Annotated in this window: 21 protein-coding genes and 1 pseudogene; 9 read left to right on the top strand and 13 right to left on the bottom strand. The window is 73.4% G+C overall.

What is annotated here, in order from left to right; all coding sequences use genetic code 11:
• Positions 1–15 precede the first annotated feature (15 nt).
• Positions 16–951, bottom strand: coding sequence for a terpene synthase family protein (locus ACWDAS_RS27285; protein WP_450395917.1), 936 nt, complete (start codon positions 949–951; stop codon positions 16–18).
• A 328-nt stretch (positions 952–1,279) separates the two neighbouring features.
• Between ACWDAS_RS27285 and ACWDAS_RS27280 the strand changes: the two genes are divergently transcribed.
• Both ACWDAS_RS27280 and ACWDAS_RS27275 read left to right on the top strand, forming a co-directional pair.
• The gene (locus ACWDAS_RS27280; RefSeq protein WP_450395914.1) at positions 1,280–1,813 is read left to right on the top strand and encodes a hypothetical protein; all 534 of its coding nucleotides are present in this window, start codon (positions 1,280–1,282) and stop codon (positions 1,811–1,813) included.
• 78 nt (positions 1,814–1,891) lie between these two features.
• Positions 1,892–2,689: a class I SAM-dependent methyltransferase gene (locus tag ACWDAS_RS27275; RefSeq protein WP_450395911.1), complete on the top strand. Its 798-nt coding sequence runs from the start codon at positions 1,892–1,894 to the stop codon at positions 2,687–2,689.
• Positions 2,690–2,827: 138 nt separating this feature from the next.
• Here ACWDAS_RS27275 and ACWDAS_RS27270 read toward each other — a convergent pair whose 3' ends face one another.
• Both ACWDAS_RS27270 and ACWDAS_RS27265 read right to left on the bottom strand, forming a co-directional pair.
• A complete protein-coding gene (locus tag ACWDAS_RS27270; protein ID WP_450395908.1) occupies positions 2,828–3,094 on the bottom strand; it encodes a hypothetical protein in 267 nt (88 codons plus the stop codon).
• 77 nt (positions 3,095–3,171) lie between these two features.
• The gene (locus ACWDAS_RS27265) at positions 3,172–3,996 is read right to left on the bottom strand and encodes an NAD-dependent epimerase/dehydratase family protein (RefSeq protein ID WP_450395906.1); all 825 of its coding nucleotides are present in this window, start codon (positions 3,994–3,996) and stop codon (positions 3,172–3,174) included.
• Positions 3,997–4,252: 256 nt separating this feature from the next.
• Here ACWDAS_RS27265 and ACWDAS_RS27260 point away from each other — a divergent pair, with 256 nt between their 5' ends.
• Both ACWDAS_RS27260 and ACWDAS_RS27255 read left to right on the top strand, forming a co-directional pair.
• Positions 4,253–5,284 (top strand): hypothetical protein, encoded by a 1,032-nt coding sequence (locus ACWDAS_RS27260; protein ID WP_450395903.1) that lies wholly within the window; start codon positions 4,253–4,255, stop codon positions 5,282–5,284.
• A gap of 37 nt (positions 5,285–5,321) precedes the next feature.
• Positions 5,322–5,543 (top strand): hypothetical protein, encoded by a 222-nt coding sequence (locus tag ACWDAS_RS27255; protein ID WP_450395900.1) that lies wholly within the window; start codon positions 5,322–5,324, stop codon positions 5,541–5,543.
• Positions 5,544–5,678: 135 nt separating this feature from the next.
• Here ACWDAS_RS27255 and ACWDAS_RS27250 read toward each other — a convergent pair whose 3' ends face one another.
• The 7 genes from ACWDAS_RS27250 to ACWDAS_RS27220 form a co-directional block, all read right to left on the bottom strand.
• The gene (locus ACWDAS_RS27250) at positions 5,679–6,698 is read right to left on the bottom strand and encodes an LLM class flavin-dependent oxidoreductase (protein WP_450395898.1); all 1,020 of its coding nucleotides are present in this window, start codon (positions 6,696–6,698) and stop codon (positions 5,679–5,681) included.
• A gap of 149 nt (positions 6,699–6,847) precedes the next feature.
• On the bottom strand, positions 6,848–8,092 hold the full coding sequence (locus tag ACWDAS_RS27245) for a cytochrome P450 family protein (RefSeq protein ID WP_450395895.1): 1,245 nt from the start codon (positions 8,090–8,092) through the stop codon (positions 6,848–6,850).
• Positions 8,092–9,345, bottom strand: coding sequence for a cytochrome P450 (locus tag ACWDAS_RS27240; protein WP_450395892.1), 1,254 nt, complete (start codon positions 9,343–9,345; stop codon positions 8,092–8,094). The genes ACWDAS_RS27245 and ACWDAS_RS27240 overlap by 1 nt, the downstream gene beginning before the upstream one ends.
• Positions 9,342–9,986: a GTP-binding protein gene (locus ACWDAS_RS27235; protein WP_450395890.1), complete on the bottom strand. Its 645-nt coding sequence runs from the start codon at positions 9,984–9,986 to the stop codon at positions 9,342–9,344. Before ACWDAS_RS27235 ends, ACWDAS_RS27240 begins: the two co-directional genes overlap by 4 nt.
• Positions 9,967–10,326 (bottom strand): DUF742 domain-containing protein, encoded by a 360-nt coding sequence (locus tag ACWDAS_RS27230; protein WP_450395887.1) that lies wholly within the window; start codon positions 10,324–10,326, stop codon positions 9,967–9,969. The genes ACWDAS_RS27235 and ACWDAS_RS27230 overlap by 20 nt, the downstream gene beginning before the upstream one ends.
• Entirely contained in the window at positions 10,323–10,766 is a 444-nt protein-coding gene (locus tag ACWDAS_RS27225; protein ID WP_450395884.1) for a roadblock/LC7 domain-containing protein, read from the bottom strand. The genes ACWDAS_RS27230 and ACWDAS_RS27225 overlap by 4 nt, the downstream gene beginning before the upstream one ends.
• A complete protein-coding gene (locus ACWDAS_RS27220) occupies positions 10,763–12,298 on the bottom strand; it encodes a sensor histidine kinase (protein WP_450395882.1) in 1,536 nt (511 codons plus the stop codon). The genes ACWDAS_RS27225 and ACWDAS_RS27220 overlap by 4 nt, the downstream gene beginning before the upstream one ends.
• Positions 12,299–12,834: 536 nt before the next feature.
• Here ACWDAS_RS27220 and ACWDAS_RS27215 point away from each other — a divergent pair.
• On the top strand, positions 12,835–16,593 hold the full coding sequence (locus ACWDAS_RS27215) for a S8 family serine peptidase (RefSeq protein ID WP_450395879.1): 3,759 nt from the start codon (positions 12,835–12,837) through the stop codon (positions 16,591–16,593).
• A gap of 52 nt (positions 16,594–16,645) precedes the next feature.
• Here ACWDAS_RS27215 and ACWDAS_RS27210 read toward each other — a convergent pair whose 3' ends face one another.
• Entirely contained in the window at positions 16,646–17,926 is a 1,281-nt protein-coding gene (locus ACWDAS_RS27210; protein ID WP_450395877.1) for a YbfB/YjiJ family MFS transporter, read from the bottom strand.
• Between the two features lie 143 nt (positions 17,927–18,069).
• Between ACWDAS_RS27210 and ACWDAS_RS27205 the strand changes: the two genes are divergently transcribed.
• Positions 18,070–18,666, top strand: coding sequence for a TetR/AcrR family transcriptional regulator (locus ACWDAS_RS27205; RefSeq protein ID WP_450395875.1), 597 nt, complete (start codon positions 18,070–18,072; stop codon positions 18,664–18,666).
• A gap of 25 nt (positions 18,667–18,691) precedes the next feature.
• Positions 18,692–19,651, top strand: coding sequence for a phosphotransferase family protein (locus tag ACWDAS_RS27200; protein WP_450395872.1), 960 nt, complete (start codon positions 18,692–18,694; stop codon positions 19,649–19,651).
• On the opposite strand, the gene ACWDAS_RS27195 is transcribed toward ACWDAS_RS27200, so the two are convergent.
• Positions 19,612–20,085 (bottom strand): TetR-like C-terminal domain-containing protein, encoded by a 474-nt coding sequence (locus ACWDAS_RS27195; protein WP_450395869.1) that lies wholly within the window; start codon positions 20,083–20,085, stop codon positions 19,612–19,614. The two genes, ACWDAS_RS27200 and ACWDAS_RS27195, sit on opposite strands and share 40 nt — an antisense overlap.
• A 230-nt stretch (positions 20,086–20,315) precedes the next feature.
• Positions 20,316–21,503: a sensor histidine kinase gene (locus ACWDAS_RS27190; protein WP_450395866.1), complete on the bottom strand. Its 1,188-nt coding sequence runs from the start codon at positions 21,501–21,503 to the stop codon at positions 20,316–20,318.
• Between the two features lie 197 nt (positions 21,504–21,700).
• Here ACWDAS_RS27190 and ACWDAS_RS27185 point away from each other — a divergent pair, with 197 nt between their 5' ends.
• Together ACWDAS_RS27185 and lepB are read left to right on the top strand one after the other, a co-directional pair.
• The gene (locus ACWDAS_RS27185; RefSeq protein ID WP_450395863.1) at positions 21,701–22,903 is read left to right on the top strand and encodes a VanZ family protein; all 1,203 of its coding nucleotides are present in this window, start codon (positions 21,701–21,703) and stop codon (positions 22,901–22,903) included.
• A gap of 60 nt (positions 22,904–22,963) precedes the next feature.
• Positions 22,964–23,713, top strand: a pseudogene (gene lepB, locus ACWDAS_RS27180) (signal peptidase I); the annotation flags it as partial.
• Between the last annotated feature and the right edge of the window lie 236 nt (positions 23,714–23,949).

The raw sequence follows: 23,949 nt of genomic DNA, 5'->3' as shown, positions 1-23,949 counted from the left end.
CGGTGGCACCGCCCGCTATCCCCCCGGGGCGGTGTAGCGGGCGGAGGCCAGGGAGAAGTCGAGGAAGCCGCGGGCCCAGGCGTGGATGCCGTCCGCGTACTGGCAGACCGCCGCCAGCTGCGCGGACGTCAGGTCGGTCGCGAGCGCGGTGGCGTACAGGTCGCGCGTCGCGGTGCGCAGGGCCGCGACGCGGCGCGCGTGCCACAGCCGGGTCTCGTCGACGGCCTCGCTCAGGGTCAGTCCGTGGTGGTGCCGCAGGACCAGGACGAGGTTGGTGGTCTCCCCGGAGCGCAGCTCCTTGTCCACGGAGAACAGATCGTTGGTCCAGCCGATGACGTCGGCGGCGGCCTCGCGCAGCCTGCGGCAGGCCGGGGAGATCCAGATCCGCTCGGGCAGTTCCGACTCCTGGGCGTACTCGATCAGGTCGAAGCACCACCCGGTCGCCCCGGAGACCCGCCGCCAGGATATGTACGTCTCGGGTGTCGGCACCTCGTGGCCGGCGCGGATCCGGATCATGTCCTGGTTGGTACGGATCCACGCGATCAGATGCCGGCGGAAGCGGTCGCCCCACGCGGGCCCCATGGCCCCCGTCACGCGCGGCACCACCTCGCCGAGGACGCGGACGGCCGGCGACGCCGAAGCGGGAGCCGTACGTCCCCAGACGCCGACGGCACGCGTCATGGCCTCCAGTTCCGCGCCGACCCGGGCGGACGGGTCCGGGCCGGCGTCGCTGCCGTCGTCGACGGCGAACATCCACAGCGTCAGCCGGGCCAGCTCCGTCAGCCGTGCCGGAGCCGCCCAGGGCCACACGTGTCCGGCCATGGCCACCTGCCGTTCCCGCCCGGCCTGTCCCTCGGTGTGCGCGGACAGCAGCCCGGCCCGCCGCGCCCAGGCCATGACGTGCGGCTCCACCTGCCGCAATCCGGGATTGAGCAGCGACGGTCCCGGCACGCGCACGGTGGGCCCCCCGGCCCGTCCCCGCGCGGCCACGCTGTGTGCGGCCCGTCCCGCCGGGCCTTCGATATGGACGAACACAGGAGTCTTCCCCACCGAGATCCCCCCTTCCCGCGCCGTCGGCGACCCGGGCAAGGACTACGACTTCAAGCCATCCCCGTCCGGGTTCCTACCCATCGATCGACGGCGGAACGCCAGGAACGGCCAGGTGACGTCGGGGCATTGGCGAGGTTCCCGGGGGTGCCGGAACCTCCGGGGGCCACGATGCGACATGATCCGGGCGGGCACCGACCGCCCGTGTCGTTCCCGTTCACCGAGGAGAGAAGTGCACAGACACCGCCGCCCGTCCTTGGCCGTCATGGCGGCCGCGCTCCTGGCCGCCCTGCTGGCCGCCTGCACGAGTCCCGGGACCGGGGTCGCGGCCGGATCCGGCCCGTCGGCCGTCGCCGGCAGCGGTCCGGCACCGGAGGCGGACCCGCCGGTCACCGGGTTGCCGGACGACCACCGGCACGTGGCCCCCAGGACCGCCGCCGCCCGGCGGCCCCACATGGTCCAGCGGTGCACCGAGCACACCCGGCGGGTGCGGCACTCCTCCTCCAGCGGTTCCCGCAAGCGGAGGTCGACGCGGACCTGGTACAGCACCGAGCACTACCGGGACTGCAGGAAGGTGCAGCAGGGCACCGAGCCCTACACCCGCGTGCTCTCCGCCGAGCGCTGGTGCGTCGAACTGGACGACGTCGGCGGCGACCGCGCCAGGGACGACATCTGGTACAGGGTGGACTCGCCCACCTACGGGAGGGTCGTCGACGCGCCCGAGGGCGCCGTGCTGTCCTTCACTCCCGTGGCGACCGGCTGCTGACGGCCCGCCTCGGGTCATGTCCGGGCTCCCCCCGTAATCCGGATGCGTCCCCCCGGCGCGCCTGCCATCCTCGCGCCCATGTCCACCACATTCGAAGATCTCGTCGCCGAGGGTGAGGCCGTCCCGACGGAGGGCTGGGACTTCTCCTGGTTCGCAGGCCGCGCCACCGAACAGCGCCCGTCGTGGGGTTACTCGGGGCTCCTCGCCGACCGTATGGCGCGGGCCGAGGCCGTGCTCGACGTCCAGACCGGCGGCGGGGAGGTACTGGCGTCCGTCCCGTCCGCCCCGTCCGTGGTGGCGGCGACGGAGTCCTGGCCGCCGAACCTCGAGATCGCCCGCCGCAATCTGGCGCCGTTCCACGCCACCGTCACCGAGGTCGACGACACGGCCGATCTGCCCTTCCCGCCGGACCACTTCGACCTGGTGGTGAGCCGCCATCCGGTGGTCACCCGCTGGGACGAGGTCCGCCGGGTGCTGCGCCCGTCCGGAACCTATCTGTCCCAGCAGGTCGGCGCGGGCTCGGTGCAGGAGCTGACCGACTACGTCATGGGGCCGCGGCCCGTGTCCGTGCACGCGTCGCGTGACCCCTACATGACGACGGCCGGCTCGAGCCCGGTCGAGGCCACGGCCCGCGCGGAGGCGGCGGGGCTGGAGGTCGTGGACCTGCGCCAGGAGGCGCTGCGCATGGAGTTCCACGACATCGCGGCCGTGATCCACTTCCTGCGCAAGGTCATCTGGATCGTCCCCGGCTTCACGGTGGACGCCTATCGCGACCGTCTCGCGGAGCTGCACGACTTCATGGAGCGGCACGGGCCGTTCGTGGCGTACTCGCGGCGGTATCTGATCGAGGCCCGCAAGGCTGACCGACGGCAATGACGGCACCACCGGTGAACGCCTCGCGGATCAGGCCCTTCGCGGCCTCCGACCTCGACGCCGCGACCGGTGTGCTCGACCCGCGGCCGGCTCAGGGCTGACCTCGCGCGGCCGCGGGCGCCGAACGGGCGGGCGGGACGCCTAATCCACGACCCCGAAGTCCTCCGGGAACGCCTCCAGGAACTCGCGGCGCCGGGGGTCGGGCTCGGCCGCCGCCATCGCCTCGAGGACGACCAGCAACTCGGTCCGCTGGGCGTCCGACATGCGGTCCACCACGGCGGCCACGCCCTCCAGCACCGTCACGGCGTCGTCCTCGTCCATCTGCTCCTCGTCCGTGCCGTCGATGAACCAGGTGACGTCCACGAGCGCCTCCGCCAGGGCGTGGGTCAGCGAAGGGTACTGAGGCATCGGCGTGTTCTCCCCGGAGAGGTGGCTGCGGCGTTCTCCGGTATCCCATCACAGGCCTCCGACAACGCTCTTCGGGGTCACCGCCGCAGGTGCGCGAGCGTCACGTCGGGCAGGGCGTACGGGCCGCCCTGGGGCGCGGCGGGGTCCGGGGCGCCGGGGTCCTGAGGGGTGTCGCCGGGTCCGGCGGCGAAGCGGGCGGCGTACCTCTCGGCGTCGTCGACGGGGGCGTAGTCCAGGACCGACGGGTCGGGGAGCCGCCAGAAGCGGCGGGTGTTGGCGGACACGGCGTACGCGGTGGCGAAGCGGACGGCCGGCGGCGCGGTGAGCGCGGCCCTGACCCAGCCGACGGCGTCGCGGTGGCTGAGCCAGGTCGCCAGATGCCGGAGCTCACCGGGTTCCGCCTCGAAGCTGCCGATGCGCAGGCAGATCACCGAGAGGCCGAACTTGTCCGCGTAGAGCCGCCCCAGCGCCTCGACGGCCGCCTTGCTCACCCCGTACAGGCCGTCGGGGCGCACCGGTTCGTCGGGGGCCGTGCGGTGCCCGGTGGGGTAGAAGCCCGTGACGCGGTTGCTGCCGGCCAGCACCACGCGCGGGATGCCGGTGCGCCGGGCGGCCTCCAGGACGTGGTGGGTGCCCAGGACGTTGGTGTCCAGCAGGTCGGCGAGGGGCGCCTCGTCGGGGATGCCGCCCAGGTGGAGCACGTGGTCGGCGCCCTTGAGGGCCGCTTCGACGGCGGGGGCGTCCCGCAGGTCGACGGTGTGCGCCTCCTCGTTGGCGGCCTCCGGGCGCAGCGGTACCCGGTCGAGCAGCACCAGCCGTTCGGTCTCGCCGCGCAGTGCGGCACGCACCACGGACCCGATGTTCCCCGCCACGCCCGTGATCGCCAGCGTTCCGCGCACCATGGCCACTCCCCCGTCCCCGACTGCCGCGCTGTTCCTCCGCGATCCTCCCAGGTTCGGGACCCGGCGTCCCTGATGAGGCGTCATTCACCCACTGTTGGCCGGTCGTTCGCGCGCAGTTGGCGAAGGCCGCCTCAGCGGGGGTGCGTTGGTCAATGCGAGGCACGGGGACGGTCTATGCTCTCCTCCGTTGTTGGGTCGTTGCGATATCAACCACTGCTGGTCGTCGAGGGGACAGCGCGCCATGAACCATCCGGGGTTGTCGATCAATCAAGTGCGGATCGCCGTGGCCGTGCTCAGCCTGGCGCTGTTCGCCCAGACGGCCTTCTGGCTTGTCTATGACATCGTTATCCGCGGACTTCCGGGCGCATGGGCGCTGTGGACGACGGGCTGGGTGCCCGGTCTGTCGGCCACGTCCTCCCTGGACCTGGGTCTGGCGGCGCTCCAGCTCGCCGCCGGGCTGGCCACGCTGTTCCAGACCCGCGGCGCCGGCGGCCTGCTGGTGACCGCGTGCGCCGTGACACTCGGCTTCCGCCTCCCCGCGGTCTGGTACGTGCTGCTCAACTCGTCCTCCGACCCCTGGTTCGGCACCCTGACGGGCGCCTCCGTGAACACCGTCGGCGGAACCGCCGTCCTCGCCGTGGTGCTCGCCCTGGTCCTGGGCGCGCTCCTGCTCCTCGCGCGGCACATGGAGTACGAGGCCACCGCCTCGGACGCGGTGGCGGGCGGCGGGGTCCGGCCCGTGAAGGTGACGGCCACGGCCTCCGGGCTGCTGCTCGCGGTGCTGAACATCTTCTACATCGGCCGGAACACGGTGACGGCCTTTCAGGTCGGCCCCGGTGTGCTCACCGACCTGCTCGTCGGCAAGGGCGGCGGGCGGGCGGTCCTCGGGGTGTCGTCCCCGTACCAGTGGGCCTGCCTGACGGTGCTGTGCGGGGCCGGCATGCTGCTCGCCGCCCGGCGCCGGCCCGTCGCCACCGGGTTCTCCGTCGGCCTGTCACTGTTCATGATGCCGTCGGCGTTCACGGAGCTGTGGGGGTACGCGGCGGGCACGATGCCGGTGACCGTCGTCGACACCGGACAGAGCCTGCTGGAGTTCGTCGGTTCGGCCGCGGTGGTCGCCCTCATCGTCGGGGACGTGCTCCGTGACCGGCGGCCGTCCGGGGAGCCGGAGATCTTCTCGACCGCGGAGCTGCCCGAGGTCGCCATCCCCGCCCAGCGCGACACCGGCGCCGAACCCGCCGCAGCCGAACGCGCCGCAGCCGCCGAGGCCGAACCCGCCGGGGCCTGAGTCCGGGCGGCCTCGTCAAGGGTGCCGCGAAGAGCGGTTGCACGTCCCCGGTGCCGGTGCCGACAGTCACGGGACGGCCACCACCGTACGGCCGGCCGTCCTCGGGGACGCACCCGCCATCTGCGAACTGCTCGACGCGATCGACGTCATGGAGATCGGACGCCCCGAGACGGACCTCGGGACGGTGGAGACCGAACTGCGGCGCTCTACCTCGCGCACGGCCTGGCGCTGCGCTTCGCCGTCGACACCTGGGAGGTGACGCCGCCCGCCGCCGGCGCGCGGTGAGGGCACGACCACCGCCGTCCGGCCCGGGAGCGCCGCGCCGGACGGCTCCTTCATGCCCGGCCCCGCCCGGCGTGCCGCACGGGACCGCGTGCGCCGGGCCGCGTCGCCGTCAGGAACCCGTCCGCCGGCCGAGTGCCGGACCGAGGCGGGTGGCGATGTCGGTGAGAATCTGCACGTAGTCCTCCGGTTCGAAGTCGAACGGCAGCGCGAACGCCACCTCGTCGACCTCGCGGAAGGCCGCGTGCGCGGAGAGCCGCTCCGCGATCTCGTCGGAGGTCCCGACGATGTCCGGGGCGAACATCAGACGTCCCGGCCCCTGTGGGGCGGCCGTGCGCGGCAGCCTCCGGCGGGCGTACTCCTCGTACTTCTCCCGCTGCCGCGCGGAGGCGCTGTCGGTGGGAACGACGACGAGACCCTGGGAGACCCGGGCGCGGTCGCCGTCGGGGTGCGCGGCGCGGAAGGCCCTGATGTGCGACAGCTGGATCTCGGCGAAGTCCTGCGACTCCTCCGCCTTGACGACGCTGCTGGTCAGCAGATTCATACCGTGGGCCCCTGCCCACCGGGCGGAGCGAAGGCTGCCCCCGCCGTACCACATGCGGCCGACCAGCCCCGGGGAATGGGGCTGGACGCGGTCGGAGAAGACCTCGAATCCCTCGGTGCCGCCGAAGTCGGTGGCCCGCTCGCCCCGTACGAAGTCCAGAAGGCGTTGCACCCGGCCGTAGCCGAAGTCCTCCTGCCCGGCGGTGTCGGGGTAGAGGGCGTGCCGGACCTCGTCGAAGTGCATCGGCGGCCCCACGCTGACGCCCGGGTTGAGGCGGCCGCCGGACAGGATGTCGACCGTCGCCAGGTCCTCGGCCAGCCGCAGCGGGTTCTCCCACCCCAGGGGGATCACCGCCGTTCCGAGTTCGATGCGGCTGGTGCGCTGCGAGGCGGCCGCGAGGACCGCGACGGGCGAGGAGACGCCGAACTGCAGATGGCGGTGGCGCACCCACGCGCTGTCGAAGCCCAGCCGCTCCCCGAGTTCGATCATCTCGAGCGTCGACTCGTGTCCGCGGCGCGGGTCCGCCTCGTCGAACGACCCGATGGTCAGGAAGCCGAGCTTGCGCAGCGGCTTGCCATGCGGTGGCACGGGGCTCTCCTCGTCGTCGCGCGGTCCAGGGCACCCTACGTCACGGTCCTCCCGGGACCCGCCGGGGCACACCGGCACCGGGGCCGGACGCGATCGGCGGTGCCCCGCCCCGGTGCGGGGGCGGGGCACCGCCGATTGCCGACGGCCGGTCAGCTCACGGTGACGGGCAGCTCGTACAGGTCGTTCTGGGTCACGACCGGCTTGTTGCGCAGCTCCGTGGCCGGCACGGCCAGATCCAGCTTCGGGAAGCGCTCGAACAGGGCGGGCAGGGCGACCGCGGCCTCCAGACGGGACAGGGCGGCGCCGGGGCACACGTGCGGGCCGTGCCCGAAGGCGATGTGCCGGATGGGGTGGGGGCGGGTGATGTCGAAGACGCCGGCGGTCGGGCCGTGCTGGTTCTCGTCGCCGCCGATCGCCGCGTACGAGACGATCAGGGCCTCGCCCTTGGCGATGACCTTGTCGCCCACGGGGACGTCCTCCGTGGCGAAGCGGATCAGCACGTGCGAGGTCGGCGTGGAGTGGCGCAGGGTCTCCTCGACCACCGACTCCCAGCTCGCCTTGCCGTCCCGGACCAGGGCGAGCTGGTCGGGGTGGGTGAGCAGGTTGACGACCGCGTTGACGATCAGGGAGATCGTGGTCTCGTGCCCGGCCGCGATCATCAGCTGCAGGGTGCTCTGGATCTCCTCGTCGGAGAGGTGGTCGCCCTCCTCCGAGGCCGCGATCAGCGCGCTGGTCAGGTCGTCGCCGGGCTCGGCGCGCCGGTCGGCGACGGTCTTGGCCATCAGGCCCGCGAGTTCGCCGAGGGTGGCGATGACCTCCTCGGGCGGGGTCTGGGTGGAGAAGAACTTCTCGAACAGCACCTTCAGTCGCGGCAGGTGGGCCTCGTCGATGCCCATGAGCTCCTGGACGACGTACATCGGCAGCGGGTAGGCGAAGGTCGCCTTCAGGTCCACCACCTCCGACGCGCGGGCCGCCTCCTCGACGCGGTCCAGCAGGCCGGAGGTGAGCTCCTCGATGCGGGCGCGCATCTGCTCCACCCGGCGCGGGGTGAGGGCCTGGGCGACCAGTCCGCGCAGCCGGCGGTGGTCGGCGCCGTCCACGGTGAGCATGGACCGGCCCGGGTTGGCGAGGCCGATCAGCGCCCAGTCGGCGGGTATCTCACCGCGGGTGAAGGCGTCCCAGTGGGCGATGTCCTTCACCAGCCGGGGGTCGGTCAGCAGCGCACGCGCCTCGGCGTGGTGGGTGACCGCCCACACCGGGACCCCGCCGGGCAGCTCGACCGCGGCCAGCGGGCCCGCGTCGCGCAGCGCGGCGCTCTCGGCGACCAGGTCGCCCACCAGCGGGTCCAGCACGATGGGGGAGGCGGCGTCGTGGCCGGTGACCGGGCACTTCATCAGTTTTCTCCTAGGGCGGGAGTGGGGGTGAAACGCACGGGGAGCTTGGTCATGCCCCGCAGCCACGGGGACGGGCGGCGCACCAGTCCGGTGGGGTCCGCCGCCAGATCCAGGTCGGGCAGGCGGTCCAGCAGCACCTCGATGCCGGTGCGGGCGATGGCCTCGGCGATCTCCTGCGCCGGGAACGGGCAGCGGTGCTCGCCGTGGCCGAAGGAGAACCAGGCGTTGTTCCCGTTGGTGGAGGCCCCGGCCTCCAGGTGTACCTGGGGGTCGGCGTTGGCGGCGGCGAAGCCGAGGATGAGCAGGTCGCCGGAGGAGATGTGGCGACCGCCGAGCCGGGTGTCGCGGCTGGCCCACCGCCCGGCGATGTTCTGGGTGGGGGTGTCCTCCCACAGCACCTCGTTCATGGCCTGCCCGACGCTGTGCCGGCCGCCGGTGAACGAGGCGGCGAAGCGGTCGTCGGTGAGCATCAGCCGCAGCGAGTTGCCGATCCAGTCCGCGGTGGGCTGGTGCCCGGCCACGGTCATCACCATCATGTCCTGCACGATCTCCTCGTCGGAGAAGTCGTACCGGTCGGCGAGCATCCGCGAGACGACGTCCGCGCCCGGCTGCTCCTTCTTGGCCTGGAGCAGCTCGCTCATCGCGGTGTAGACGTACACCTGGCCGGGGATGGCGTCCTGTCCCCCGTCGACCAGGTCCTTGACCGCCTTGACCAGGTGGGGGCCCTGCTCCTCGGGGAACCCGTAGAGCCGGGCCAGCACGCGGACCGGCAGCAGCATCGCGAAGTCCGCGAGCAGGTCCGCCGCGCCGCGGCCGCAGAAGGTGTCGATCAGTGCGTCGGCGTAGCCCTCGGCGTACCGGCGCAGGTCGACCGCGTCGATGGCCTCCATGGCGTTGCCCATCATCGCGGCGCGCCGACGGTGCCGTTCGCCGACGGTGTAGAGGATCGACGGCTGCTTGCGCCCGATCATGGGCAGCAGCGGCCAGTCGTCGGGGATGCGGTCCCACTGGTTCCACAACTCCGAGTCGCGGCTGAACAGCACCGGGTCGCCGGTGACATGCAGCAGTTCCCGGTAGCCCAGCACCAGCCAGGCCGGCACGTCGCCGTCGAGCATCACCGGCGCGAGGGCGCCGTGGTCGCGCCGCAACTCCCTGTACAGGGCCGCGGGTTCGATGTGGAAGCGCGGACCGCTGAACGGCACCGCCCCGGCGAACGGGTCGGTGCCGGCGGCCGGGGATGGTTGACTGGTCACGGTGCGGTCCTCTCCCGGGCACGCGGGCTGGCGGCGGACAGGGTCTGCAGGTGCCGGACGAGGGTGATGAGGACGTCCTTGGACGACTGGCGGGACCGCGCGTCGCAGTCCACCAGCGGCACCCCGTCCGGAAGCGACAGCGCGTCGCGGACCTGCTCCTCGGTGTGCTTCGGTCCGCCGAAGTCGTTGCGGGCGACCACGAACGGCGTGCCGTGGTGCTCCAGGCGGTCGATCGCGTACCAGGAGTCGTCCAGGCGGCGGGTGTCGACCAGTACCACCGCGCCGAGCGTGCCGGAGAACAGCCGGTCCCACAGGAACCAGAACCGCTCCTGCCCGGGCGCCCCGAACAGGTACAGCACGGTACGCGTGTTGATGCTGATCCGGCCGAAGTCGAAGGCCACCGTCGTGGAGGTCTTGGCCCCCACTCCGGCGAGGTCGTCGACCTCCGCGCCGGCCTGCGTCATGGTCTCCTCGGTGTTCAGCGGGCGGATCTCGCTGACCGAGCGGACCATGGTCGTCTTCCCCACGCCGAACCCGCCGGTGATGACGATCTTCAGCCCGTTGTCGGCGGTCGCGTGCAGCGGCGCCCGCGGCCCCGGCAGGCCGGGAACTCGGCCGGGGTCAGAGGTTGCGTAGTCCAACGAGCACCTGCTCCAGGATCTCGGGGTCCGGAAGTTGAGCCGCCGTCCGGGCGGTACGGGGATGGCGGGCGCTGATCCGGCCGGTGTCCAGCAGATCGCACAGCAGCACCTGAGTGATGCCGACGGGCAGCCCCAGGTCCGCGGCCAGCTCCACCACCGCGGTGGGCCGCCGGCAGATCCGCAGGATCGCCGCGTGCTCGGACTGCATCCCCGGAACCGGATCGCACTCGGCGACCACCAGGGTCACCAGGTCGAACACATCGGACGCAGGCCGGCTGCGGCCCGACGTGAGGGTGTACAGCCGGTCCGGATCCTCCTCCCGGCCCGGGCGGGGTGTCATGCGCCGTCGCCGTCCTCACCGGGCACCTCACGCGGGGGCGCGCTCAGGTGCTCGCCGAGCTGCTCGACCAGCTCGTGCATGTTGTGGCCGATCAGGCCGACCTCGGCGTCCTCGTCGGCGACGACGGCCAGATGGGCGCCGTCGCCCGCCTCCACGATGAACAGGATCCCGCCGTAGAACTCGGTCATGGCCTGGCGCACTCCGCCGCTGCCGTCGCCGAACTCGATGGACGCGCCCTGCGACAGGCTCTGGATGCCGGCGGAGATCGCCGCGAGCTGGTCCGCCTGGTCCACCGACAGCTCGGGGGTGCGGCACAGCTTGAGTCCGTCCCGGGACAGGACCAGGGCGTGGCGGGCGCCGGGTGTGCGCTCCAGCAGGTTCTCCAGCAGCCAGTTGAGCCGCTCGTCCGTACTGGTGCTGCCGGGGGCTGGTGCGGTCATCTCGTGTCGCTTTCTGGGGATGGGTCCGTCGCGTTGTGCTCGTCACGGCCCGCGCCGGGCGCGGACACGGGGTCGGGGGCGGGGGCGGGGCCGGTGGCGCTGGAGCCGTTCACCGCGCTGCGGAAGGTGCTGAACCGGGCGGCCCGCTCCGCCGCGGTGCCCTGGCCGCCGGTACCCGAGGTCCTCGGGGCAGCGGCGGGCCGGTCGTGCCCGGCGGCGGCCAGGGTCCGGCCGCGTCGGCGCTTCGGCAGGCCGCTCTCGCCCAACTCGGTGGCCGCCGAGTCGACTTCCTCATCGGGGACGACCGATGCCGGGGCCGGGGCCGGCGCCGGAGCGGGCGGGAGCGCTGCCGGCTCGTCCGGGGGCAGGACGGGAGCGACGTCCGGGCCGGAGTCCGTGCCGGGGCGCGGGACGGTGAGCAGTTCCTGCGGGATCATCATCACCGCGCCGGTGCCACCGCGGGCGGAGGGCCGGAAGGACACCGTCAGCCCGTGCTTGCGGGCCAGCCGCCCCACCACCGTCAGGCCCAGCCTGGTGCCGGACAGGCCGGTCAGGTCCGCGGACGCCGCCGCGACGGCGCTCTGCGCCCGGCGCAGCGCGACCTCGCCCATGACCAGGCCGCTGTCCTCGACCGTGATGACGGCCCCCGCGGGCACCTCCTCCACGTACACGTGGACCTCGGCGGTGGGCGGGGAGAAGTTGGCCGCGTTGTCCATGAGTTCGGCCAGCGCGTGCATCACGCCCTCGGCGGCGTGGCCGACGACGGCGACCTCGCTGGTGGAGTGGAGCCGCACCCGCTGGTAGCCGGCGATACGCCCCATCGCGCCGCGCAGGATCGACTCCATCCTGATCGGCTTGGCCCACCGGCGTCCGGAACGGGCCCCGGTCAGCACGGCGATGCTGTCCGCGAGCCGGCCGGCCTGGGCGGTGCGGTGGTCCAGGTGGAGCAGGTCGTGCAGGACGGCCGGGTCGGTGTGGCGGTGCTCCATCTGCCGCAGGTCGGCCAGCATGCCGGTGGCCAGCGCCTGCATCCGTCCGGCGGCGTTGGCGCCGACGGCCATGGCCGCGGCACGCCGTGACTCGCTCGTGCCCACCCGGTCGGCGACCAGGGTCAGCACCCGGCGCTGCGCGCCGCTCAGCGGCTCCCGCACCGCGGCCAGCGCCCGGTCCACGGACTCGCCGGCGGCGATCCGGTCGGCGGCGGCGGGCAGCACCTCTTCGGCGAACCGCTTGGCGTCCGCCCGGAGGGCCGCGACCTCGCCGGTCAGCCGCCGTGCCCGCCAGCGCTCCTGCGCAGCGACGGCCACGGCGCAGACCAGTACGAGGATGCCGGCTACGGACGCGGACGCGCCGGGCACCCGCAGCGACCGGGGCGCGGCGGCCACCAGCCATACGGCGACCGGCACGGTGACCACCAGGGGCACCGCCAGAGCCCGCGCCACGTACATGAGCGGAGCACGCTGCTCACGCGGCCGTGCCGGGATGCGCAGGCGCCCGGTCCGCGGGCGCGGGAGCGCGGTCTGCGCTGTCATCGATCAGTGACCTCGGGGCGGGTACGGACGGGTGGGACGGGCGAAGAGAATCCAACAAAAACGGGCATTACCGTGCGCACGGACCCGGTCGGGTTCCGTGTTCGCTGGGAACTCGCGGTCACTATATGCGAGTTGCCAGCGAGTGTTGATCAACGCAGCGGTGACAGTTGTTGGCTGGTGAGGATATGTGAGGTAACCGCGGGGTCGCTTGCGAGGACGTCCGTGAAACCTGCGCCCCCGTTTCCCTTCGTACGCCGCGCTGCCGTGGTCACGGCCGCCGCGCGGCGGCGGTGGCGCTGACCACTCCCTTTCGCCTCGCCCCGCGGGGACTTGGGCCCGTCGGCGCGTTCGCGCGCCGGGCACCGGGCCCCCCGCGCCCGGGCCTCGCCCCTTCCGCCGCACGACACGTACGGCGCCGTGTCCACTCTGGGACATGTCCCAAGCGCGACAGGGCGGTTCGCTACAGGGCGCAACACGACTGTGGCTGACTCTGGGAGTCCTTGAGCACTCCGATCATCTTGGGGTTCCCTTTGTCCTTGCCTCCGTCCCGCAGACGCGGGCTGACCGCCGCCGCCGCCGTCGTGCTGGCGGCGCTGACGGCCACCGGACCGGCCGTCGCGGACTCCGTCGCGGCGTCCCCTCCGGCCGCCGCGGCCTCCCCCGCCACCGCACCCGCCGGTCGCACCGGCGTTCCGCGCACCGTCACCCTCATCACCGGCGACAAGGTCACCGTGACCGCCACGGCCGACGGGCACACCGCCACGACCGTACGCGATCAGCAGGGCCGGCCCAGTGGCGCACACGTCATGACGGTCGGCGCCGACACCTATGTGTACCCCGACGCCGCGCTCCCCTACATCGCGTCGGGAGCCCTGGACGAGCAGCTGTTCAACGTCACCGGGCTCCTCGCGGACGGCTATGACGACGCCCGCAGCGACCAGTTGCCGCTGATCGTCACGTACACCGACGCGGCCGCCCGCTCCCGCAGCGCGAAGACGCCCGAGGGGGCGAGCAGGACGCTGACCCTCAGCAGCATCCAGGGAGCCGCGATATCCGCGCGGCACGCGCGGGCGGCGGACTTCTGGTCCTCCCTCACCGGCACCGAGGCGGCCCCGGCCGGAGCCAGGGCGGCCGGCACCGAGCCGTCGTCCGGACAACTGGCGGGCGGCATTGCCAAGGTGTGGCTGGACGGGAAGGTCAAGGCCGCGCTCGCCGACACCACGGCGCAGATCGGCGCCCCGCAGGTCTGGCAGGGCGGGGACACCGGACAGGGCGTGGACGTCGCCGTACTGGACACCGGGATCGACGCCGCGCACCCCGACTTCGGCGGGCGAATCGCGGCGACGCAGAGCTTCGTGCCCGGCCAGGACGTCACCGACCGGCACGGCCACGGCACCCACGTCGCCTCGACGGTCGCCGGCACCGGCGCCGCGTCCGGCGGCAAGGAGCAGGGTGTCGCCCCGGGTGCCGCGCTGCACATCGGCAAGGTGCTGAACAACGACGGCAACGGCCAGGACTCCTGGATCCTCGCCGGCATGGAGTGGGCGGCCCGCGATCAGCACGCGAAGGTCGTCAGCATGAGCCTCGGCGGCGGGCCCACCGACGGCACCGACCCGCTGAGCCAGGCCGTGAACCGGCTCAGCGAGGAGACCGGCGCGCTGTTCGTCATCGCGGCGGGCAACTCGGGTCCGGCACCGTACAGCGTGAGCGCGCCCGGCGCGGCGGACGCCGCGCTCACGGTGGGCGCGGTCGACGGGCAGGACCGGCTGGCGTCGTTCTCCAGCCGCGGTCCGCGCACGGGCGACAGCGCGCTCAAGCCCGACCTGACCGCGCCCGGCGTCGACGTGCTCGCCGCGCGCTCGCAGTACGCGCCGGAAGGCGAGGGCTCGTACCTGACGATGAGCGGCACGTCCATGGCGACGCCCCACGTCGCGGGCGCCGCGGCCCTGCTGTCCGCGAGGCACCCGGACTGGACGGGGCAGCAGCTGAAGGACGCCCTGGTCAGCACGACGAAGACGACCCGGCAGTACAGCCCCTACACGGGCGGCAGCGGCCGGCTCGACATCGCGGCCACCGTGAACGACTCGCTGTTCGCGACGGGTTCGGTGTTCACCCGCACCCACTGGCCCTACACGCCGGGGCAGACCGTCCGCAAGGACGTCACCTACACCAACACCGGCGCCGACCCGGTCACCGTGGATCTGGCGGTGAACGCGCCCGGTGTGCCGGAGGGGCTGTTCACACTCACCGACTCCCGGCTGACCGTGCCGGCGCACGGCACCGCCACCGTGGGCGTCGTCAGCCACCTCGACGCGGCGCAGGACGACGCGGGCTACAGCGCGGTGCTCACCGCCACCGGCACCGACGGCACGCTCCGCACCCACACCCCGATCGGCCTCAGCAAGGAGAGCCGCCGGGTCAACCTCTCCTTCACGGCGAAGGACCGGCGCGGCGGACCGCTGCCCGGCATGGTCATCCTGAAGGACGTCGCGCGCGACACGATCCCCCAGGTGTACTCCGTCGACGACTCCGGGAGCGTCTCCCTCAGCGTGCGTCCGAGCACCTACGCGGCCTGGATGTACGCCGCGGTGCCCGGCATCGACGGCACGCACTCGCGCGGTCTGGCCGTGCTGAGCGCCCCCGAGGTCGTCCTCGACGGCGACCGCACGGTCCGCTTCGACGCCGGCGCGCTGCGCAAGGCCGCCGCGGTCGCCCCGCAGCGGACCGCGAACAGCTACCTGCGCGTCGACCAGTACCGCTCGTACAAGGACCTGCACGCGTTCTTCGACAGCTACCAGCCCGAGTTCTGGCTCTACGACAGCCTGTGGGTCACCCCCACGCCGAAGGTGACGCAGGGCTCGTACACCTTCGCGACCCGCTGGCGTGAGGTCCAGCCGCCGCTGACGCTCTCCTCCGGCGGGCGCTCGTACGACGACGTCGTCATCCAGAGCCTGTCGCCCAAGCTGCCCGAGGGCACCGGCACGTACGCAGCCGTGTGGGCGGGCGACGGCTCGGCCGCGGACTTCGCCCGGCTCACGGTGCGGGGCAAGGTGGCGGTCGTGCGCCGCAGCGACACCGTGCCCGCCCCGGACCAGGCGGCGGCCGCGAAGAAGGCCGGTGCCAGGCTGCTCCTGATCCTCAACGACGGCTACGGGCCGCTGGACGCCTGGGCAGACCTGCCCGAGGGCGCTCCCCTGCCCGCGGCCTCGCTCGGCACGGACGACGCAGCTCGGCTGCTGCCGCGGGTCAAGCAGCACGGGGCGACGCTGAAGCTGGCCTCGCACCCGTACCCGCACTATCTGTACGACCTGGTGCGCCACAACGCCGGCGCCATCCCGCGCGATCCCTCCTACCGGCCCGGTGCGGGCGAACTCGCCCGGATCGACGAGTCGTTCCGCGACACCAAGCGGGGCGAGGCCGCCGCGATCCGCTACGACCTGTCGCCCGACTTCGCGTGGGCGGTCGGCGCCGCCGTGACCACCGTGCCCGCGCAGGGCGCGACCACCTCGTGGGTCACGGCGAAGCCCGGCGTCAAGTGGGTCGCGCAGGCGGCCGTGCCGGACCTGACCGAGTTCGGCTCTTCGCACTCGTACCGGCCGCGCAGCCGGAACGCCGAGACGTGGTTCGCCCCGGTGCACCACCCGCGGCTGCTCGGTGACAGCGCGATCGCGACGGCGCCCTCCCGGGTCGGCAACATCCTGGCCGTCTTCGGCATGCCCGCCTGGGGCGACTCCGGCGGTCACGCGGGAATCGTGTTCGACGGCGACGCCACCGCGCAGACCTCGCTCTACCAGGGCGACGAACTCCTCGGTCAGGGTGTCGACTACGTCTCCGCCGAGGTGGCCTCGCCGGAACCGCGGCCCTACCGGCTCGTCGTGGACGGCGCACGCGACCTGCCCGGACGGCCGTACGCGGTTCGCACGCACACGGAGTGGCGGTTCACCTCGGGGTACACCGACGACACCACCCTGGTGCCGATGGCGCTCGTCCAACTCGACTACGCGGTGCCCACCGACCTGTCGGGCCGGGCGCACCGGCGCGGCGAAGTGAACGTCACCGCTTCGCAGTTGCCGGGCGTCCTGGGCGCAGCGCCGATCAGCGCGGCGACCCTGGAGGTCTCGTACGACGACGGCAGGTCCTGGCACCGGACCTCGCTGCGGCACAAGGGCGGCACCTGGCAGGGGCGTCTGGACGCTCCGTCCAAGGCCCGCTTCGCGACGCTGCGGGCCACCGCCCGGGACGCCGAGGGCAACAGCGTCAGCCAGACCGTCGTCCGGGCCTTCGGCCTGAAGTGACGGCGTGACACAGGGGCGGGGTCGCGCGACGGCGCGGCCCCGCCCCGGCGCGTCACCCCGCGGCGGACGCACCCGGCGCGCCGGCCGGCGCTTCCCGTTCCGCGTCCGTGTCCGCGTCCGCATCCGCGTCCGTGCGGACGAACCGCCCGGCGGCGCCGGCCACGAGCGCGAGCACGAGGGAGGCGGCGCCGATGACGAACAGCGTGCGGTGGCTCTGGCCGGTCAGGTCGAAGACATAGGAGTACAGGTACGCGGAGAGGGCCAGCGACAGGGCCCCGGCCACGGTGGCCTTGCCCCAGGCGGCCGACTGTGCCTCGGGGCGCCGCGGCACCAGCTCGTGGACGCGCCCCAGGACGACGGGGACGACGCCGGGCGGGAAGGAGCCGATGACCACGCTCAGTACCGCGATCGCGAGCAGGCCGTGCGCCATGGCCAGCGCGGCGAGGGCCGCCGTCTGGAACAGGGTGATCAGCAGCAGCGCCCGGGCGAAGCCGAGGCGGTCGCCGAGGAAGCCGTAGAGGGTGGGGCCGACCAGCGCGCCGAGTCCGTAGAGGATCCAGACCGTGGAGCCGCTACCGGAACCCCGGCCGAGCCCCCGGCTGACGAAGTCGGCGAGGAAGGCCATGGCCGGGGTGAGGCCCATCGAGATCAGGGCGTACTCGCCGAGCAGCAGGCGCAGCCGCGGCGAGCGGGCGGGCTTCCGGGCCGCGGTGGCGGCCGGGGCCGCCGGTGCGGGGGCGGCAGACGGGGTGGGGGCGGCAGACGGGGTGGGCCAGCCGTTCCAGCTCAGTGCCGTCAGGACCGCGCACAGGGCCGCGAGGCCCATCCAGGTCCGGCTCAGCCCGAGGTGCAGCAGGAGGGGCACCAGGGTTCCCGAGGCGGCGATGCCCACCCCGAGCCCCGCGAAGATCGCCCCGCCCGCCACACCGCGGCGTGCGCCGCTCAGGTGCGGGAGCACGGCACCGGCCACCCGGACCATGATCACGCCACCGGCCACCCCGGAAGCCGCGCGCCAGACGAAGAACCAGACCACCGATACGGGAACGCTGCAGGCCAGCAGGGCCAGCGTGGCGAGCGCCATCATCCACCGCAGGGCCCGCCGGTCGCCGAGCCGGCGCCCCACCCGCCGGGCGCTCAGCGCGCCGGCGAGATACCCGGCCAGGTTGGCCGCGCCGAGGTAGGCGACCGCCGTCGGGGAGAACCAGCGGGCGGTGATCAGCTCGGGGACCAGGGGCGTGTAGGCGAAGCGGGCCAGGCCGATGCCGACGAAACTCGCGCTCGCGCCCGCCGCTATGGCCCGCCACGCGGCGGGCCGGGGAGGTGTGGTGCTCATGTGCTCATGTCCACTTTCCGCCCGGTCGCGGCGGGTCCGGGCATGGCCCGGCCCATCCGCGCAGACCATCTTTGACAACCCCGTCATGTTTGACAGCGTTGCAAACTTTGACGGAGGCGTCAAAAATGAAATAACGTGAGGGCATGGCTGGACGGCGTCAGTTCGATGAGCAGCACACTCTGGGCCGGATCCTGGACGTCTTCTGGAACCAGGGCTACGGAGCGACCTCCATGCAGGACCTGGCGACCGCCACGGGCGTGCAGCGCGGCTCGCTCTACAACGCGTACCACGACAAGGAGTCGCTGTTCCTGCGCGTCTTCCGGGACTACGCGGACGCCTTCCTCGCCGAGTCCGCCGCCACGCTCGACCAGCCGGACGTCCGGCGGGCGCTGGAGGACTTCTTCGACTTCACCATCGCGTCCATGACCCGCGGCACACCGGCCCGCGGCTGCCTGTCGACCAAGACGGCCACCGACACCCAGGCCGACGCGGAACCCATCCGAACCGCGATCCGCGACATGCTGGACCGGCTCGAGGGCGTCATGGCCGAGCGGCTCTCCCGTGACGACGCGGCCGGCCGGCTCACCGTCCCGGCCGCCGAGGCGGCGCGGGTCCTGATCACCATGACCCGCGGCACGGTCGTCATGGAACGCGTCTACCAGGACCCCGAGCGGCTCCGGGCCACCGCCGGATCCCTGATCACGATGATCCTCGGCGGACGGAGGACGGCCGCCGCCTGATCAACGGGCCCGGTAGGGTGCCCGGGTGACGGAGGACACCGAGCCCGACTGGGCGGCCACCCGCGCCTGGGTGGACCGCCACCTCGACGACGGGGAGCGGATCGAGCCCGCGGAACGGCTGCTCGGTGGCTGGACCTCGCAGATGCGCCGCCTGCGCGTCGAAGGGACCGGCGGCGAACGTCATGTGGTCCTGCGGTCCTTCGTCAAGCCCTTCTACCTCCGGCACGCGGAGCGGCTCCTCACCCGCGAGGCACGCATCCTTACGCTCCTTGGCCCGACCGACGTCCCCGTGGCGGAACTCCACGCCGTCGACGCGACGGCGGAACACTGCGACCACCCGTCGCTGCTCATGTCGTTGCTCCCCGGCGGCGTCCGGCTGGACGAGCGGGACGCCGCGGCGCGGGCGGGGCTCCTGGCCCGGCAGCTCGTCCGCATCCACGCCGTACGGGTCGCCGAGGAGCACCGGCCCCGCGCCTACCAGGCGTGGACCTCGCCCGAACGGGTCCGCCCTCCGCGGGCCACGGACCGGCCGGAGCTCTGGGCCCGCGCCGTTGACGTCATCCGTCGCGACCCGCCCGGCCACGAAGGCCGCTTCCTGCACCGGGACTTCCACCCCGGCAATGTGCTCTTCGCCGGGCACGGCGACGAGTTGCGCATCACCGGCGTCGTCGACTGGGTGGAGACGTCCTGGGGCCCGGCCGACCTGGACGTGGCTCACTGCGCCACGGCCCTCGCGCTGCTCCACGGCCCCGGAGCGGGAGTGCGCTTCGCCGACCTCTACACCGCCGTGGGCGGCCGTCTGACCGAGGCGCCCGAAGCCCACCTCTACTGGCGGCTCCTGGACGCCCTGGCCTTCGCACCCGACGCCGAGAAGGTCGCCGTCCCCTGGCGGGAGCTGGGCCGCGCCGACCTCACCCCCGCGACGCTCACGGAACGTCTGGAGGGCTACATCGCGGCGCTCCTCGACCGGTACGGGACGGTCTGACGCGGCGTCCCCGCAGGTGCCCGCACCGCGACGTCACGGCCGGCGGCGCCCGCGCTCCGTCGCGGAGCGCGCGCGCCACCACCGTCGGCAGGCATCCGGGTGACCGCCGGCCGCCGGTGGAGGGGACCGCCGAGGAAGTCGAGCGCGACCTCGATGCCGATGCCGGCCTGGGGTTCGCCGCGTTCGACGGCGCGCTGGAGGATGCGGGCCGCGTTCTCGCGCCGGTGGCGGCGGACGGCGAGGACGAGGGCGTCGGCGAGTTCCCGTTCCCGTGTCGCCTCGGCGAGCAGGCCGGGGACGATGCGGCAGGCCGGCGGGTGGCAGAGCGCGACCCGCGCGTCGCGGAAGAAGTGCAGGAGGTCACCGCGCAGGCTCCCGGTGTCGTGCGGCCGGATCTCCGACACGGCGACCCGGGAGACCAGCGCGACCGTCATCTCCCGCTTCGACGGCCACCGGCGGTGGATCGCCGCCTTTGCGGCACCCTCCAGCGAGAGCCTGCCGTAGCCGACGGCGGCGAGCTCCTCGAAGAAGGCCAGGCGAGGGCCTGCGTGACCTCGTCCTGCAGGACCGGTCCCCCGGACACACGGCGTCCGGGCGCGGGGGCATTCGTCATGCCGGCAAGCCGGCACAAAACGGAACGGTCGCGTCTCGACAGAGCCGGCGGCTACCGCCCGCCGCCGCCCGCGCCCCCGACCGGCAGGGTGACGGTGACGGTCAGGCCGCCGCCCGGACGGGCCGCGGCGTCGGCGTCGCCTCCGTGGGCGCGCGCGACGGCCTGGACGATGGACAGGCCAAGGCCGCTGCCCTTCGCGGCCCCGACGCGGTCGGTCAGCCTGCGGAAGGGCTGGAAGAGGACGGGCACCTCGTGGGAGGGAACGACGAGCCCGGTGTTGGCGACGGTCAGCCGGACGCCCTCGGGGACCGTGGCGGTCCGTACGTGGACCGTGCCGCCGGGGACGTTGTAGCGGACGGCGTTGTCGACGAGGTTCCGGGCGAGCTGCTCCAGCAGCACCGGGTCCCCCTCCAGCCGTGCGGGGCGCAGATCCGCTTGGACCGTGACTCCGGCCCGTTCGGCCGTCGTCGCCGCGGCCTCGACGACCGAGGTGGCCGCCTGGCCGAGGTCGGTGGGCAGCCGGTCCACGGTGCCGTTCTCGGAGCGGGCGAGGGCGAGCAGGGCGTCGATGAGCCGCTCGTGCCGGGCGTTGACCGCGAGCAGGTCCTCGCCGAGGTGCCGCACCTGCGCCGGGGCGTCACGGCGGTTCACGGCCACTTCGACGAGGGTGCGGTTGATGACCAGCGGGGTCTTCAACTCGTGCGCCGCGTTGGCGATGAACCGGCCCTGGCCCGCGAAGGACTCGTCCAGCCGCTCCAGCATCCGGTCGAAGGAGTCCGCGAGGGTCTTGACCTCGCCGGGCGGTGCGTTCAGGGCGATCCGCTGGTTCAGGGTGCGCCCGGCGACCCGCTCGGCCGTGCCGGTGATCCTGGTGAGCGGCCGCAGCAGCCGTCCCGCCACGAGCCAGCCGGCGGCGGTGGCGGTGACCCCCACGGCGGTGGCGACGAGCGAGCCCCACTTGAGCATCCACAGCACATCGGCGCGCGCGTCCGCCGCCGAGGCGGCGGACACGTAACCCAGCTCCTTGGCCGCCTGACTCTGCTGCTGCTCCGTCAGCGGCGGATAGACCTTGAGGTAGGGCGCGGTCCCGGGGTGGTACTGCCGGTAGCGCTGGACCAGGAGCACGGTGGCCGCCAGCACCACGGCCGCGGCGACGAAGAACATCAGGCCGAAGACGGCGGTCAGCCGCAGCCGCAGGCTTCCGCGCCGGTCGAGGATCCAGCGGGGGACGAACCTCATACGAGGCACCGCCCCGCGTCGACGTCCTCGTTCATCAGTGGCGCACCGCCTGCCCGCCTTCGCTCATCGATCCGTTCCCGGAGCACTCAGTATGCGGCCGCGGTGTGAGCGGGGCGTGAGGGGTCCCGCTCACCACCGGTTCACCTCCGCCCTGCTCGGATGACGGGCGCCCCGTCGCGCTCTCGAAAGGCAGGCTCTTGCTCGATCTCGTCTTCGGACGGCACGTGATGTACGTCCTCCTCGTAGTCCTTCTCTCCGCGGCGGTGTTCGGGGGCACCGGGCACCTGCTCCGCCGGCGCTCGGACCGGCCCTGGGCCTATGCCGCCTGGGCCGCCTCCACGACGGCCGCGCTGCTGCTGACGCTCTGGGTCAGGACGGCCGCGACCGGCGCGGTGATGTGCGTCGTCAACAAGGACGTGTGGGAACCGCTGGGCGTGGCCCAGGGACGGATGAACATCGCCCTCTTCGTCCCGATCGGCTTCTTCGGTCTGCGAGCGGCCCGGCGCCCCGTCCCGCCGCTTCTGCTGTCCGTCCTGCTCAGCTGCGGGATCGAGAGCGTCCAGGCCGTGGTTCCCGCCATCGGCCGCTACTGCGACACGAGCGATCTGGTGGCCAATGTCCTGGGGGCGGTCGCGGGCGTGGGCCTCGGGGTGCTCTCCGTCCGCCTCGGCGGCAGGCGCCTGCCGCCCTGGGGATTGCCCCGTCGCCGTCTGCCGATCGCGGCAGGGGCCGGCCTCACCGCGTGCGCCTGCCTGCTGGCGGCCACCGTCGAAGTCCGGGTCGTCGACCACGCGGAGCCCGCCAGGGCCGCGTCCGCCGAGCAGCGGGCGGCGATCGCCGACGTGGTCCGCCGGGCGCTGGGGAGCGGCTTCCGGATCACCGGTGTCTCGGACTTCACCCCGTGCGGCGTGGACGGCGTGAACGAGCGGGCCTGGGCCGAACTGGAACCGGACGCCGGGGTCGAGATGACCTGGCCGGACCGGGACCTCGTCACCATCGACGTGCGGGGGCGCACCACGTCCCTCACGCAGCCGCCGACCGGATACCCCATCCCGGGCGCGGCCGGACCGGTGAACGACCCCTCCGCCGCGCGCCGGGTCGCCGGCCGGTACGTGGCCGCGCGCTACCCCGCGGAGGCCGACGCGACGCGGCCCCTGGTGGAGGCGCCCGAGGCGGAGTCGGCGGACATGTGGACGGTCGCCTATCCCTACCGTGATCCCCGCATGCCCGCCATGAAGTCGCTCCGGGTGACGCTCAACCGCGCCGGACGCCTGCGCGGCCTCCAGCTGTCCGCCGGCCCTCCCGGCGGCGACGCCACCGGCGCGGCAGGAGCGGCGGAGCAGAAGACGGGCACCTGCTCCGACGTCCCGCGCGGGGCCCCGCCCCTCGGGAACTCCTGATCGTTCAGGTACTACGGGTACGAAAGTTGCCCGTGGCACCTAACAACTTACGGAGCAGGCATGACCGCTGGGGAGGACGGCCGGCCCGGTGTCCCGGGAACGGGCCACGGTGCGACGGCGGGGCCGGGTCGCCGGAAGCGGCCTCGCAAGGCCCGCGCGCAGCGCCCCTGGTGGCAGGAGCTGCCGATACTGATCGTCGTGGCACTGGTCATGGCACTGGGGATCAAGACGTTCTTCGTGCAGGCCTTCTCCATCCCCTCGGGTTCGATGCAGAACACCCTGCAGGTGGGCGACCGGGTCCTGGTGGACAAGTTCACCCCGTGGTTCGGCGCGACACCCGAGCGCGGCGAGGTCGTCGTCTTCCGCGATCCCGGCGGCTGGCTGGGAGACCGGCCGCCGGAGCCGACCGGAGCGACCCGGCACGCGATCACGAAGGCCCTGGCCTTCGTCGGCCTGATGCCCTCGTCCGACGAGCAGGACCTGATCAAGCGCGTGATCGCGGTCGGCGGCGACACCGTGGAGTGCGAGCGGGGCAAGCCGGTCAAGGTGAACGGGACACCACTGGACGAGCCGTACATCTATCCCGGCGCCACGCCGTGCGACGACCTGCCGGTCGGCACGGTCAAGGTCCCCAATGACCACCTGTGGGTGATGGGTGATCACCGCAACGGCTCCTGGGACTCCCGCGCCCACGTCCACGACCAGGGCGGCGGCTTCGTGCCCGTGGACGACGTGGTCGGCCGCGCCTTCGTCGTCGCCTGGCCCGTGCCCCGGTGGTCCACCCTGCCGGTGCCCGCGACCTTCGACAGGACGTGACGCGCGGCGGCCGGGTGCACCCGCACATCGGGCCGCCCGGCCGCCGTCCCGTCGCCGCTTGCCCCCTCGCGGCACGGCGCCGGCAGTGGGGGAAGTCCCACGATGCGGGAACGCTTCCCGCCATCCGGGCGCGGGAGAAGGCGATGCGGCCATGACCGGTGATCGCACGGGACGGCGGGGGGGCCGTCGCACCGCCTGACCCGCGACCCGGGCGAAGGACCTCGCGGTGC

Source organism: Streptomyces sp. NPDC001070, from assembly GCF_053598835.1.
The sequence above is the reverse complement of the archived record's forward strand: the minus strand, read 5'-3'. Positions and strand labels throughout refer to the sequence as shown.